Origin of the sequence: Streptomyces sp. NPDC096132 (assembly GCF_044763345.1) — a bacterium.
Taxonomy (GTDB): Bacteria; Actinomycetota; Actinomycetes; order Streptomycetales; family Streptomycetaceae; genus Streptomyces.
Window position 1 is genome coordinate 24,236 of sequence record NZ_JBIWGA010000030.1, and the last position, 13,317, is coordinate 37,552.

Annotated in this window: 10 protein-coding genes; 8 read left to right on the plus strand and 2 right to left on the minus strand. The window is 72.9% G+C overall.

Features of this window, described 5'->3' with window-relative positions:
* Positions 1 to 93: 93 nt before the first annotated feature.
* Positions 94 to 1,332 (minus strand): DegT/DnrJ/EryC1/StrS family aminotransferase, encoded by a 1,239-nt coding sequence (locus ACIRF9_RS43465; protein WP_403834446.1) that lies wholly within the window; start codon positions 1,330 to 1,332, stop codon positions 94 to 96.
* A 274-nt stretch (positions 1,333 to 1,606) separates the two neighbouring features.
* Between ACIRF9_RS43465 and fahA the strand changes: the two genes are divergently transcribed.
* From fahA to ACIRF9_RS43505, 8 genes are all read left to right on the plus strand, one after another.
* Positions 1,607 to 2,818, plus strand: coding sequence for a fumarylacetoacetase (fahA, locus tag ACIRF9_RS43470; RefSeq protein WP_403834600.1), 1,212 nt, complete (start codon positions 1,607 to 1,609; stop codon positions 2,816 to 2,818).
* 199 nt (positions 2,819 to 3,017) lie between these two features.
* Positions 3,018 to 3,956: a M56 family metallopeptidase gene (locus tag ACIRF9_RS43475; RefSeq protein WP_403834603.1), complete on the plus strand. Its 939-nt coding sequence runs from the start codon at positions 3,018 to 3,020 to the stop codon at positions 3,954 to 3,956.
* Between the two features lie 132 nt (positions 3,957 to 4,088).
* Positions 4,089 to 4,877, plus strand: a complete 789-nt coding sequence (locus ACIRF9_RS43480) for a GntR family transcriptional regulator (protein ID WP_403834449.1) — start codon at positions 4,089 to 4,091, stop codon at positions 4,875 to 4,877.
* A 113-nt stretch (positions 4,878 to 4,990) separates the two neighbouring features.
* Positions 4,991 to 5,218: a ferredoxin family protein gene (locus tag ACIRF9_RS43485; protein WP_030347217.1), complete on the plus strand. Its 228-nt coding sequence runs from the start codon at positions 4,991 to 4,993 to the stop codon at positions 5,216 to 5,218.
* A 15-nt stretch (positions 5,219 to 5,233) separates the two neighbouring features.
* On the plus strand, positions 5,234 to 6,565 hold the full coding sequence (locus ACIRF9_RS43490; protein ID WP_403834452.1) for an ABC transporter substrate-binding protein: 1,332 nt from the start codon (positions 5,234 to 5,236) through the stop codon (positions 6,563 to 6,565).
* The gene (locus ACIRF9_RS43495) at positions 6,562 to 7,425 is read left to right on the plus strand and encodes an ABC transporter permease (protein WP_403834454.1); all 864 of its coding nucleotides are present in this window, start codon (positions 6,562 to 6,564) and stop codon (positions 7,423 to 7,425) included. Before ACIRF9_RS43490 ends, ACIRF9_RS43495 begins: the two co-directional genes overlap by 4 nt.
* A complete protein-coding gene (locus ACIRF9_RS43500) occupies positions 7,409 to 8,188 on the plus strand; it encodes an ABC transporter ATP-binding protein (RefSeq protein WP_403834456.1) in 780 nt (259 codons plus the stop codon). The genes ACIRF9_RS43495 and ACIRF9_RS43500 overlap by 17 nt, the downstream gene beginning before the upstream one ends.
* Positions 8,189 to 8,298: 110 nt before the next feature.
* Complete coding sequence (locus tag ACIRF9_RS43505; RefSeq protein ID WP_403834459.1) at positions 8,299 to 11,052, plus strand: fumarate reductase/succinate dehydrogenase flavoprotein subunit; 2,754 nt, start codon at positions 8,299 to 8,301, stop codon at positions 11,050 to 11,052.
* Positions 11,053 to 11,222: 170 nt separating this feature from the next.
* Here the strand turns inward: ACIRF9_RS43505 and recQ are convergent, their stop codons facing one another.
* Positions 11,223 to 13,247, minus strand: coding sequence for a DNA helicase RecQ (gene recQ, locus ACIRF9_RS43510; protein ID WP_403834606.1), 2,025 nt, complete (start codon positions 13,245 to 13,247; stop codon positions 11,223 to 11,225).
* Between the last annotated feature and the right edge of the window lie 70 nt (positions 13,248 to 13,317).

Below are 13,317 nucleotides of genomic sequence, written 5' to 3' on the forward strand. Positions count from 1 at the left end.
CTGCCGTGGCCGCCGTCGGCCGGGGCCGGCCGGTTCGTCTCCTTTCCGGCGGGCGGTGCCGGGCGCTCGGGCACCTGGATCTCGGCCTGCGTCTCAGCCACGGGTCGGTCCCAGCCCTCCCGGTACCTCGGCCGGCCGCACCTTGGCGTCGTCCAGCGCCTCGATGATCCGCCGGGCCCGCAGCGGGTCCACGGGCAGCGCGTGCCGCGCGAACCAGCGGGCCCCGGCCGGGTCGGGCGACGGGTCGGTGAACCCGTCCCCCGCGTAGTCGTCCAGCGGCGGGTCGTACAGGTATCCGACGACGATGCCCCGCCGCGCGAGCGCCGCCCTCGCGGCGTCCCGGTCGGCCACGAACAGGGGCACCCGGAAGAGGGGTTGGGCGAGGACCGGTCCGGCCTTGCTGTGCGGTCTCGCCCACGGCGTGGACAGCAGCAGCTCCGTACCGGCCCGGTACGCGGCCAGCACCCCGTCCAGGCGGTCCAGCCTGCGCCCGATGCGCCCCAGCCGCAGCGGACCGGACCGCAACCGGTAGTCGTGCATGTCGACCCGCACCCAGGAGTCGTGCGCGCCCAGGTCCGGCGCCGCGGCCACGGCCCGGGCCAGCTCCTGTGGACGCAGCGGCATCCGGATCTCCTCGCGCTCCATCAGCCCGAGCAGCCGCATGGTGGCCCAGGCCGCCCGCCGCAGCCTGAGCCCGCGCACGGTGGCCTCCGCGTACGGCCGGGCCGTGTAGGCGAGTTCCGCCGTGAGCCTGCTGGGCAGCAGCAGGTCCTCGCAGGTCTTCTCCAGTGCGTCGCGCAGCCCCGGGTCGGCGAAGGACAGGAAACCCCCGGCCTTGGCGCCGACGTGCTTGGAAAGGCTGAAAACGGAGGCGTCCCCCCAGGCCCCGACCGGTCTTCCGCCCACCGCGCTGCCGATCGCGTGGGCCCCGTCCTCGAACAACGGGATGCCCAGCGCGTCGCACTTCTCCCGCAGCGTCGGCGCGTCGTCCGGGTTGCCGTACAGATTCGTCGTGAGCACGGCGGACAGCGAGCCCCACACCTCGTCGGGCACGGCGTCGACGTCGATCGACGCGTCCAGCGGGTTCAACGGCGCCTGCACGGGCCTCAGCCCGGCCGCGAGCACCACGAAGAAGATGACGTCGTCGTTGACCGGCGACATCAGCACCCTGCCGCCGGGCGGGCACCAGTGACGCAAGGCCACGAACAGCCCGAATCTGCACGACGGTACATACACGCATTCCCGGCCGAGTCTGCCGCGCATGGTCTCCTCCAGCCGCTTCGGCCGTGAACCATGCCGCGCCGACCCGAGGCCGGCCTCCCCTTTGGCCATCCGCCCCCCAGGTGTGCCGTGGGAAAGCCCCCTCCCCGAGGCCTTCCAGCACCCGCTCAGAGTGTCCCCTTTCGCACCGCTCCGTCAAGATTGCGGACCCGCCCGGGGGCGACTTCCAGTAAGCAAGCGGAAGCGGAGAGCTTCCGTCGGGGGCCCCGCGGGTCTCGCCCCATGCCTCCCGGCCGAGGTCGGCCGTAACGTGTGGCGCGGCTCCCCGCACCCGCGGAGCCCACGCGAGCACGACATGGCGAGCACGAAAGAGAGGCAGTACCCGATGCCCCCCTTCGACTTCCCCGAGGGCGACCCCTTCGGTCCGCACAACCTTCCCTACGGCGTGTTCTCCCTCTCCGGCTCGGCGGAACGGACCGTCGGTGTGCGGCTCGGCGACCACGTCCTGGACGCGGGCGCGGCGGCCCGCGCGCTCGGCTCGCCGCACGCCCCCCTGCTCGCCCGACCGACCCTGAACCCTCTGTTGGCGGCGGGCCCCACCACCTGGTCGGAGGTCCGGCGCACCCTGACGGAGGGGGTCACCGGCCCGGCGCACCGCGCCGCCCTCGAACCGCTCTTCCACCCTCTCTCCGCGGTGACCCTGCACCTGCCCTTCGAGGTCGCGGACTACGTCGACTTCTACGCCTCCGAGAACCACGCACGGAACGTCGGACAGATCTTCCGCCCCGACGCGGCGGACTCCCTCACCCCGAACTGGAAGCACCTGCCGATCGGTTACCACGGCCGGTCGGGCACGGTGGTCGTCTCCGGCACGGACGTCGTGCGCCCGTCGGGCCAGCGCAAGGGCCCCGCCGATCCCGCACCGGTGTTCGGCCCGTCCGTCCGCCTCGACATCGAGGCCGAGGTCGGCTTCGTGGTGGGCGTGCCGTCGGTGATGGGAGAGCCGGTGGACGCGGGCGCCTTCCGGGACCATGTGTTCGGCCTCTGCCTGCTCAACGACTGGTCCGCCCGGGACCTCCAGGCCTGGGAGTACGTCCCCCTCGGCCCGTTCCTCGGCAAGTCCTTCGCCACCTCGGTGTCGGCCTGGATCACCCCGCTGGAGGCGCTGGAGGAGGCGCGCGTGGCCCCGCCGCGGCGCACGCACCCCCTGCTGCCCTACCTGGACGACGCGGACCGGGAACCCGCCGGCTACGACCTGCGCATCTCGATCGCGATCAACGGCCACGTCGTGTCCGAACCCCCCTTCTCCACCATGTACTGGACCGCCGCCCAGCAGCTCGCCCACATGACGGTGAACGGCGCCTCCCTGCGCACCGGCGACCTGTACGGCTCGGGCACGGTCAGCGGCCCGGCCGAGCAGCAGCGCGGCTCCCTGCTGGAACTGACCTGGAACGGCCGCGACGCCCTGGAACTCCCCGAAGGCAAGCGCACCTTCCTGGAGGACGGCGACGAGGTGACCCTGTCGGCGTGGGCTCCGGGCCCGGGCGGCCTCCGGGTGGGCCTGGGGGAGGTGAGCGGGCGGATCGTGGCGGGGTGACGGCCTGCTCCCGACAGGCTGACTCCGGCGGTCACCGCCGTCATACTGGCGGCGGGCACGGTCCTCGTGCCGGGCCCGCCGCACGTCCGTCGCACCACCGGCCGAACCTCCGCCCGCGGAGCCGGGCCCCACGCGACCCGTTGCGTCCCCCGCCCGTCCTCGCCGACCAGGATCCGGAGCCCATGGCATGACCGATGGCATGACCGTCTGCCTGGTCCTGTTGAGCGCCGTCGCGCTGACGGCCGCCGTGCCGGCCCCGCGTGCGCTGACCCGGGCCGAGTGGCCCGAGCGGGAGCCGGTGGTGGCGCTGTGGGTGTGGCAGTGCCTGGTCGCCACGGTCCTGCTGTGCTGTCTGTCGGCGCTGGTGCTCGGCGCCGCGGCCGTCTTCCACACAGTCCGCGCCCAGGTCTTCGCCCCCGCGCCGCCCGGGGTGACCGAGGCGTACGACCTCTCCGCCGCGCCGCCCTGGGCGGCGGCGCTCACCCTGCTGCTGGCCTGCGGGGCCGCCTGGACCACCGCGATGCTGGCCCGTGAACTCGTCGAGGCGCGCCGACGCCGCGGCCAGGCCCGCGCCCACCTGCGGGAACGCGCCCCCGACCTGCCCGCGGGCCTGCCGTCCGCCCGCGGCCCGCTGCTGGTGCTGGAGGACGAGTACCCCGACGCCTGGTGGATGCCCGGCAACCCACCCCAGCTGATCGTCACCACCGGCGCCCTGCACCGCCTCACCTCCCACCAGTTGGACGCCGTCCTCACCCACGAGCGCGGCCACGCCCGCGCCCACCACGACTGGCTGCTGCACCTCTCGACCGCCCTGGCCACCGGATTCCCCCGCATTCCGCTCTTCTCCCATTTCTGCGACCAGACGCACCGCCTGGTCGAACTCGCCGCCGACGACACCGCCTCCCGTCGCTGCGGTCACCTGACCACCGCCCTGGCCCTGATCGAGCTGAACCAGCACCGAGGCGTCCTGTCCTGCGCCTCCAGCAACCGCCTCCTCGGCGAACGCGTCGACCGGCTCCTGGAGCCGCCGCCCCGGCTCGGCCGCAGACACCGCGCGCTGACGACGGCCGTGGCGGGGCTGGTGCCCCTGCTGCCCCTGCTGATCGCCTTCGCGCCGGGCCTCAACGCCCTGGCGTGACCCGGGCGCGGCAGTGGCAGATCTTGCCGCTCCCCCAGAGAAACACCAGGTCAGCGCGCCATCTGACGCCTTGAAGACTGGCGCAACACTTCCGCAACACCACTATCCCTACCGGATAGGTATGGTCCGTCCATGCCGCCCAACGACCGCGTCCGCGACCACGCCGGACAAGGCGCGACCACCGTCGCCGCCCACCGCGCGCGGCGCCGGCTGCGTGCCGACCAGGCGCGGCAGCTCGCCGATCTGCTCCGCCGCCAGCTGCTGACCGGCGGCTTCCCGGCGGGCACGCTCCCTCACGAGTCGACCCTCGCCACCGAGTACCAGGCCTCCCGCAACACCGTGCGCCAGGCGCTCGACCTGCTGCGCGCCGAAGGCCTGGTCGAGCGCCTCCCCGGCGTGGGCACGGTCGTCGTCGCCGAGAAGTACCCGCACGGCCTGGACCGGCTGATGGGTCTCGCGGAAACCCTGCACGAACACGGTCGCGTCACCAACGAGGTCCGCACCATGGGCCCCGTCCCCGCGCCCGCCCCGGTCGCCGACCGCCTCCGGGTGTCCCCGGGCGCCGATGTGCTGTACATCGAACGCCTGCGCCGCCTCAACGGCCTCCCCCTCTCCCTCGACCTCACCTACATCCCGCTCGACATCGGCACCGCCCTGCTCGGCGCCGACCTGGAGAACACCGACGTCTTCCGCCTCCTGGAAGCCATCACCGGCCAGCGTCTCGGCCACGCCGAGATCACCCTGGAGGCGGTGAACGCCGACGCCAACTCCGCCGCCGTACTGGAGGCTCCGCGCGGCGCCGCCGTCCTGATGCTGGAACGCCTCACGCACCTCGCCGACGGCCGGCCGGTCGACATGGAGTTCATCCGCTTCCGCGGCGACCGCATCGCGATGAGCGGCCTGCTGCACCGCTCCCTCTGACTCCCCTTCCTGTCCTCTCCGCGCCCTTACCCCTTCATCGTTCGGCACGCCCTCACCGGTTCACTGCCGCGCCGGATTTCTCAGAAAATCTCGGTACTTATCTGGAGACAGCCATGCCCTTGGCGCCCCAGCGGGCCGATGTGCCCGTGACCATCGACGAGTCGAAGTGCATCGACGGCTGCACGCTCTGTGTGGACATGTGCCCGCTGGACTCCCTCGCCATCGACGAGAGCAGCGGCAAGGCGTACATGCACGTCGACGAGTGCTGGTACTGCGGCCCGTGCGCGGCCCGCTGTCCCACCGGAGCCGTCACGGTCAACATGCCCTACCTCCTCCGGTGAAAGGCCCGAACTCCCATGAAGTCCACAGCGCCGGCCGCGTCGGCCGCCCTCCTTCTCCTCCCGCTCACCGCCTGCGGCGGCAGCGCCGAGGCCGGTGACGGCTCCACGGTCACCGTCACCGTCGGCTACCAGTCGAAGACGATCAACACCGTCACCGCCGGCACCCTGCTGCGGTCCCTCGGCTACTTCGAGAAGCAGCTCAACGCCCTCCACGACGGCCACACGTACAAGGTCGACTGGCAGGACTACGCCACCGGCGCCCCCATCACCGCCCAGATGACCGCCGGGAAGATCGACATCGGCTCGATGGGCGACTTCCCGCTCCTCATCAACGCGGCCCGCGGCAAGCAGCTCGGCAAGCCCACCCATCTGGTCTCGGTCACCGGCTACAACCTCCGCGGCGGCCTCAACACCATCGTCACCGCGCCCGACTCCAAGCTGACCTCCCTCGCGGACCTCAAGGGCAAGAAGGTCTCCACCAGCGTGGGCTCCGCCGCCGACGGCACCCTCGTACGGGCCGGAATCGACCCGAACAAGGGCATCGAGAAGCTCAACCAGCAGCCGGCGGTGGGTGCGTCCGCCCTCTCCGCGGGCAGCGCGGACGCCCTCTCGCAGTTCGTGGCCTGGCCGGGCCTGCTCGCCTACCAGGGCAAGGCGAAGGCCCTGTACGACGGCGCCCAGCTGGACCTGCCCACCTTCCACGGCGTCACCGCCCGCGAGGACTTCGCGAAGAAGCGCCCGGCCGTCCTGGAGGCGTTCCTCAAGTCCCAGGCGGAGGCCACCACGTACCTCAACGAGCACCCCGTCGCCGCCGCCGAGAGCGTCGCGAAGGCCACCGGACTGCCCGCCGAGGTCGTCTACCTCTACAACGGCACCCACGGCATCTCCACCTTCGACCCGGCCGTCAAGCCGGAGCTGGTGTCCGCGCTGAAGGAGGACGTGTCCGTCCTGAAGGCGGCGAAGCTGACCGGGGACGTCGACGTGGACTCCTTCGTCGACGACCGGTACGCGAAGAAGGCGCTCGGCTCGTCGTACGCCGAGCAGCTCGCCGCGAAGCCCCCGGCGGCCGCGAGCGAGGTGTGGCCCAAGGGCGCCGAGGCGACCCAGACCTTCAAGACGCCCGCCGAGCTGCTGGCGTACGTCGCCGGACACAGGGACGGCATCCGCGCCGCCTATGTCCCCGACGCCACCACCGGCACCCTCTGGTTCGCCGACAAGGCGGTCTGGGTGGCCGACGGCAAGGATCTGCTGCCGTTCGTCGCACCGGCGACCGCGCAGGCCTACGTCGACGCCCACGACGGTGCCCGTGTCGTCCCGTACGCCGACGCGCTGGGGCAGGCGTCGTGACCCGGTATGTGCTGCGGGCGGCCTCGGTGGCGGCCGCCCTCGGCCTGTGGCAGCTGCTGACCAGCCTGGACGTCGACCTCTGGCTGCGCTTCTCGCAGTTCCCGACCGTCACCGACGTCGCCCACGCCTTCGCCGACCGGCTGACCGGCGCCGACTACTGGACCGACCTCACCGACAGCCTCACCCGTATCCTCACCGGCTTCCTGCTGGCCGCCGTCCTCGGTGTGGCCACCGGCGTGCTCGTGGCGCGCTCGCGGCTCGCCGAGGACCTGCTCGGCCCGCTCCTCGAGGTCGTCCGGCCCATCCCCGCCATCGCGCTCGTCCCCGTCGCGATCCTCCTCTTCCCCTCCAACGAACAGGGCATCGTCTTCATCACCTTCACCGCCGCCTTCTTCCCCGTGCTGGTCTCCACCCGGCACGCGGTCCGCGCGCTGACCCCGGTCTGGGAGGAGGCGGTGCGCACCATGGGCGGCGGCCGGTGGCGCATCCTCGGCTCGGTCGTCCTGCCGGGCGCGCTGCCCGGCATCTTCGGCGGCCTGTCCGTCGGCATCGGCGTGTCGTGGATCTGTGTGATCTCCGCCGAGATGATCTCCGGCCAGTACGGCGTCGGCTACCGCACCTGGCAGGACTACACGATCGTCAACTACCCGGGCGTGTTCGTCGGCATGGTCACGATCGGCGTGCTCGGCTGGCTCACCTCCACGGCCGTGGAACTCCTCGGCCGCCGCCTCACCCGCTGGCTCCCCCGCACCTCGTACGTGCCCGGGATCCGGCCCCCGCGGCAGCCGCGCGGCACCGTCACCCCCGTACCCACCGGGTCCCGGACCGAGAAGGACGTACCCCATGACCAGCTCGTCTGACGTCCGCCCCGTCTCCCGCCCGGTCTCCCGCGCCGGGGCGGCACTCGCCCTGCGCGACGTCACCCTCGGCCGGCCCGGCGCGCCCGTCCTGGACGGCGTCGACCTCGACATCGCCCCCGGCGAGATCCTCACCGTCGTGGGCCCGTCCGGCTGCGGCAAGTCGACGCTGCTGCGCACCCTGGCCGGGCTGCTGTCCCCGCTCGGCGGCCAGGTCACCCAGGACGCGCGCCCGCTGACCGGCCCCGCCGCGGACCGGGCGCTGGTCTTCCAGGAGGACGCCCTGCTGCCCTGGCGCACCCTGCGCGCCAACGTCGAACTCCCGCTGGCCATCCGTGGCGTGCCGCGCGCCGAGCGCCGTGCGCAGGCCGCGTCCTGGCTGACCCGGGTGGGACTCGCCGAACACACCCGCCAGTTGCCGCACCGCGTCTCCGGCGGACAGCGCCAGCGTGCGCAGTTGGCCCGCGCGCTGGCGGGTGCGCCCCGCGCCGTCCTCATGGACGAACCGTTCGGCGCGCTCGACGCCCAGACCCGCGCCGGCATGCAGGACCTGCTGGTGGAGGTGCTGCACGGCACGGGCGCGACCGTCGTCTTCGTCACCCACGACGTGGACGAGGCCCTGTTCCTCGGCGACCGCGTGGCCCTCCTCGGCGCGGGCCGCCTCCTCTCCGTACGGGACGTGCCACGCCCGCGGGACCGCGCCAACCACGACGATCCGGCGCGCGTGGCACTGCGCCGCGAGGTCCTCTCCTCGCCGAGCGACTGATCCTCCCTGAGCACCCGCCCGGCGCCGAGCACCTGCCCCGCGCCGAGCATCTGATCCGCGCCGAGCAACCGACGCATCCGAAGCCTCTGAAGCATCCGAAAGGCACCCCGGTGGACACCCCTCTGCAGATCCCCGCGCTCACCGACGCCGAAGAGCTGACCTGCGACGTCCTCGTCATCGGCGGCGGCACCGCCGGCACCATGGCCGCCCTGACCGCCGCCGAGCACGGCGCGGACGTCCTGCTCCTGGAGAAGGCCCACGTCCGCCACTCCGGCGCGCTGGCCATGGGCATGGACGGCGTCAACAACGCGGTCATCCCCGGCCGTGCCGAGCCCGACGACTACGTCGCCGAGATCACGCGGGCCAACGACGGCATCGTCGACCAGTCCACCGTCCGCCAGACCGCGACCCGCGGCTTCGCCATGGTGCAGCGGCTGGAGTCCTACGGCGTGAAGTTCGAGAAGGACGAGCACGGCGAGTACGCGGTCCGCCAGGTCCACCGCTCCGGCTCCTATGTGCTGCCGATGCCGGAGGGCAAGGACGTCAAGAAGGTCCTCTACCGGCAGCTGCGGCGGCGCGAGATGCGGGAGCGGATCCGTATCGAGAACCGGGTGATGCCGGTGCGGGTGCTCACCGCGGAGGGGCGGGCCGTGGGGGCGGTCGGCTTCAACACGCGTACCGGCGCGTTCGTCACCGTCCGCGCGGGCGCGGTGATCCTCGCGACCGGCGCCTGCGGCCGCCTCGGCCTGCCCGCCTCCGGCTACCTCTACGGCACCTACGAGAACCCCACCAACGCGGGCGACGGCTACGCCATGGCCTACCACGCGGGCGCCGAGCTCACCGGCATCGAGTGCTTCCAGATCAACCCGCTGATCAAGGACTACAACGGTCCCGCCTGCGCCTACGTCGCCAACCCCTTCGGCGGCTACCAGGTCAACCGGCACGGCGAACGCTTCGTCGACTCCGACTACTGGTCGGGCCAGATGATGGCCGAGTTCGCGGCGGAGGTCGCGAGCGACCGCGGCCCGGTGTACCTGAAGCTGAGCCACCTCCCGGCGGAGTCGATCTCCGCCCTGGAGTCGATCCTGCACTCCACGGAGCGTCCGACACGCGGGACCTTCCACTCCGGCCGGGGCCACGACTACCGCACCCACGACATCGAGATGCACATCTCCGAGATCGGCCTGTGCGGCGGCCATTCGGCCTCGGGCGTACGGGTCGACGACCACGCCCGTACGACCGTCCCCCGGCTGTACGCCGCCGGGGACCTGGCCTGCGTCCCGCACAACTACATGATCGGCGCGTTCGTCTTCGGAGAGCTCGCCGGCGCCGACGCGGCCCGGTACACGCCCTACGAAGGGGAGTTGCCCGCCGAGCAGCTGCGGGAGGCGCACGAGCTGGTCTACCGCCCGCTGCGCCACCCGGACGGCCCGCCGCAGCCCCAGGTCGAGTACAAGCTGCGCCGCTTCGTGAACGACTACGTGGCCCCACCGAAGTCGGGCGCGCGGCTGTCGCTGGCCCTGGAGGCGTTCGAGCGGATGCACGACGACATCGCGGAGATGGGCGCGCGCACCCCGCACGAACTGATGCGCTGCGCCGAGGTCACGTTCATCCGCGACTGCGCGGAGATGGCCGCGCGTGCCTCCCTGGCCCGCACGGAGTCCCGCTGGGGCCTCTACCACGACCGCCTCGACCATCCGGAGCGCGACGACGCCTCCTGGTTCCACCATCTCGATCTGCACAAGTCCCCCTCTGGTGCGATGGAGTTCACGGCCCGGCCCGTGGCCCCCTATCTGGTTCCGGTCGACGGGTTCACTCCGGTCGGTGGCCCCTCCCGGTGGCTCGGCGAGGTGCACGCCGAGCAGGTGGCCACGGCCGGCTCCCGGGACGTGGCCCCGGTGGCGGCAGGGCCGACGTCCGCCCGGGCCGCCGAGTCCGTGGACCGCGGCGACCCGCACGGAGCGGCCTCACCCCGGCTCCTCGGCCTGCTGGCGCTGGCCGACGAGGAGCCCGAACTGGGCGCCTTGGAGCCCTACTTGACCGACAGCGATCCCGCCGTGCGGCGGACGGCCGTCTCGGTCCTCACCGAGACCGCGCCGCCCGGCACGGGGCAGGCGCTGGCCGGTGCCCTGGGTGACGCCGACGGCGAGGTCCGCGCCGCCGCAGCCGCCTCACTGCGCGAGCTGGTCGAGACGCTCCCGCCCGAGCCGACCCTGCGCGACGCCCTCACCGGCGCGCTCGACGAGCCCGACCCCGTGGTCCGCGCCGCCGCCCTCGATGTGCTGCGGGCACTGCGGCTGGGCGACGCCGAGCTGTTCGCCGGCGCCCTGGACGACCCGGACGTCGCCGTCCGCATCGAGGCCGTCCGCGCCCTGGTCTCGGTGGACGCGGTCGCCCCGCTGGCCCGGGCCGCGGACGACCCTTCCCGGGAGGTCCGCGTCACGGTGGCCAAGGCGCTGGCGGGGGTGGGCACGACCTCCCTCCCGGCGGTGGCCCACGAGCTGCTCACCAGCACCCTGGACCGGCTCACCGAGGACACCGACGCCCTGGTCCGGGGCGCCGCCTACGCCGCGCTGAGCACCACCGGCTGCCCGGCCGCGCCGGCCGCCCGGGCCGTGGCCGCCCTGGCCGACCCGGCCTGGCAGGTGAGGTCCGGCGCCGCGACGGCCCTGTCCGCAGCCGCGCCCCAGGTGGCGGTGCCCGCCCTGGCCAAGGCCCTCGGAGACCCGAACGCCGACGTACGCAAGGCCACCGTCCTGTCCCTGACCCACCACCGCCACACCGAGGACGCCCAAGCGGCCCTGGCCACGGCCACATCGGACTCGGACGCGGACGTCCGGGCGTACGCGGCACGGGCGTTGTGAGACTGCCACCGCCCACGTGACCATGGGGGCCACCGCCCACGTGACCATGGGGGCCACCGCCCCGTGCCCCCGTGGGGGCCACCGCCCCCGTGACCCGTGGAGGGCCACTGCCCTCCTGGCCCGTGGGCGCCACCGCAGGCCGGCCCGTTCAGGACCGGCGTCGCGGTCGGCTATATCCAGTCGTCCGGCTCCGGCTCCGCGTCCATCTCCGGCCAGTGGTCGTCCTCGGCGGCGGGCCGGCCCTCAGCGCCGGGCTCAGCGCCGGCCTCCGGAGTCGAGCCCGGCGCACCGCCCAGTTCCGCCAGTGCCGCGACGACGCCCTCGCCGTAGGTCGCGAGTTTCTTCTCGCCGACCCCGTTGATGCCGCCCAACTGCCGCACCGACGTGGGCCACATGGTGACGATCTCCCTGAGGGTGGCGTCGTGGAAGATGACGTACGCCGGGACGCCCTGCTCGCGGGCCTGCTCGGCGCGCCAGGCGCGCAGGGCCTCGAAGGCGGGCAGCAGCTGCTCGGGCAGTTCGGCGGCAGCAGCCTTGGGCTTGGCCTTGCCGGAGGAGGACGCCCCCGACGAGCCCGACGCCTTCGGTGTCACCGGCTTCTTCGGCTCCTTGCGCAGCGGCACCTCCCGCTCGCGCCGCAGCACCGTGCCACTGGCCTCGGTCAGCACCAGAGTGCCGTACTCACCCTCGACCGCGAGCAGTCCCTGTGCCAGCAGCTGCCGGACGACACCCCGCCATTCGCCCTCGGCGAGGTCCTGGCCGATGCCGAAGACGGACAGCTGGTCGTGGTCGAACTGGATGACCTTGCCCGTGCGCTTGCCCAGCAGGATGTCGACGATCTGCACCGCGCCGAACTTCTGTCCGCGCTCCCGCTGGAGCCGCACCACCGTCGACAGCACCTTCTGGGCGGCGATCGTGCCGTCCCAGGTCTCCGGCGGGGTGAGGCAGGTGTCGCAGTTGCCGCAGCCCGCCGGGTCCGGCTCCTGGCCGAAGTAGGCGAGGAGCTGGCCGCGACGGCACCGGGCGGTCTCGCACAGCGCGAGCATCGAGTCCAGGTGGGCGCCGGCCCGGCGGCGGAACGCCTCGTCGCCCTCGCCGGACTGGATCAGCTTGCGCTGCTGTATGACGTCGTTGAGGCCGTAGGCCATCCAGGCGGTCGACGGAAGGCCGTCACGGCCGGCGCGGCCCGTCTCCTGGTAGTAGCCCTCGATCGACTTGGGCAGGTCGAGGTGGGCGACGAAACGGACGTCCGGCTTGTCGATGCCCATGCCGAAGGCGATGGTCGCGCAGACCACCAGGCCTTCCTCGCGCAGGAACCGGGACTGGTGCGCCGCACGGGTGCCCGCGTCCAGGCCCGCGTGGTACGGGACCGCCTCGACGCCGTTACGGGAGAGGAACTCGGCGGTCTTCTCGACCGAGTTGCGCGAGAGGCAGTACACGATGCCCGCGTCGCCCGCGTGCTCCTCGCGCAGAAAGCTCAGCAGCTGTTTCTTGGGGTCGGCCTTCGGCACGATCCGGTACTGGATGTTGGGCCGGTCGAAGCTCGCCACGAAGTGCCGGGCGGCCGGCATGTTCAGCCGCTGGGTGAGCTCCTCGTGCGTGGCGCGGGTGGCCGTGGCCGTGAGCGCGATGCGGGGGACGTCCGGCCAGCGCTCTCCGAGCAGGGAGAGGGACAGGTAGTCCGGGCGGAAGTCGTGGCCCCACTGGGACACGCAGTGCGCCTCGTCGATGGCGAAGACCGAGATCTTGCCGCGGGAGAGCAGATCGAGCGTGGAGTCCAGGCGCAGCCGCTCCGGCGCCAGGTACAGCAGGTCCAGCTCGCCCGCGATGAACTCGGCCTCGACCATGCGCCGCTCGCCGAAGTCCTGCGTGGAGTTCATGAACCCGGCGCGCACGCCGAGCGCCCGGAGCGCGTCCACCTGGTCCTGCATGAGCGCGATCAGCGGGGAGACGACCACTCCCGTACCGGGTCTGACCAGGGCCGGGATCTGGTAGCAGAGCGACTTGCCGCCGCCGGTCGGCATGAGGACGACCGCGTCCCCTCCGGCCACCACATGCTCGATGACCGCTTCCTGCTCGCCCCGGAAGGCCTCGTACCCGAAGACCCGGTGCAGCGCTGCCAGTGCCTCGCTGTCCGTCCGCCCCGGTGCCCCGGTGATCCCTGTCATCTCGCTGATCCCACCCGTCCCGCCCATCGCCTCGTCCCCCGTACGTCGTCCCTCGACCACTGCCTCCACGATAGGGGTCCGGACTGACAGCGCCGGA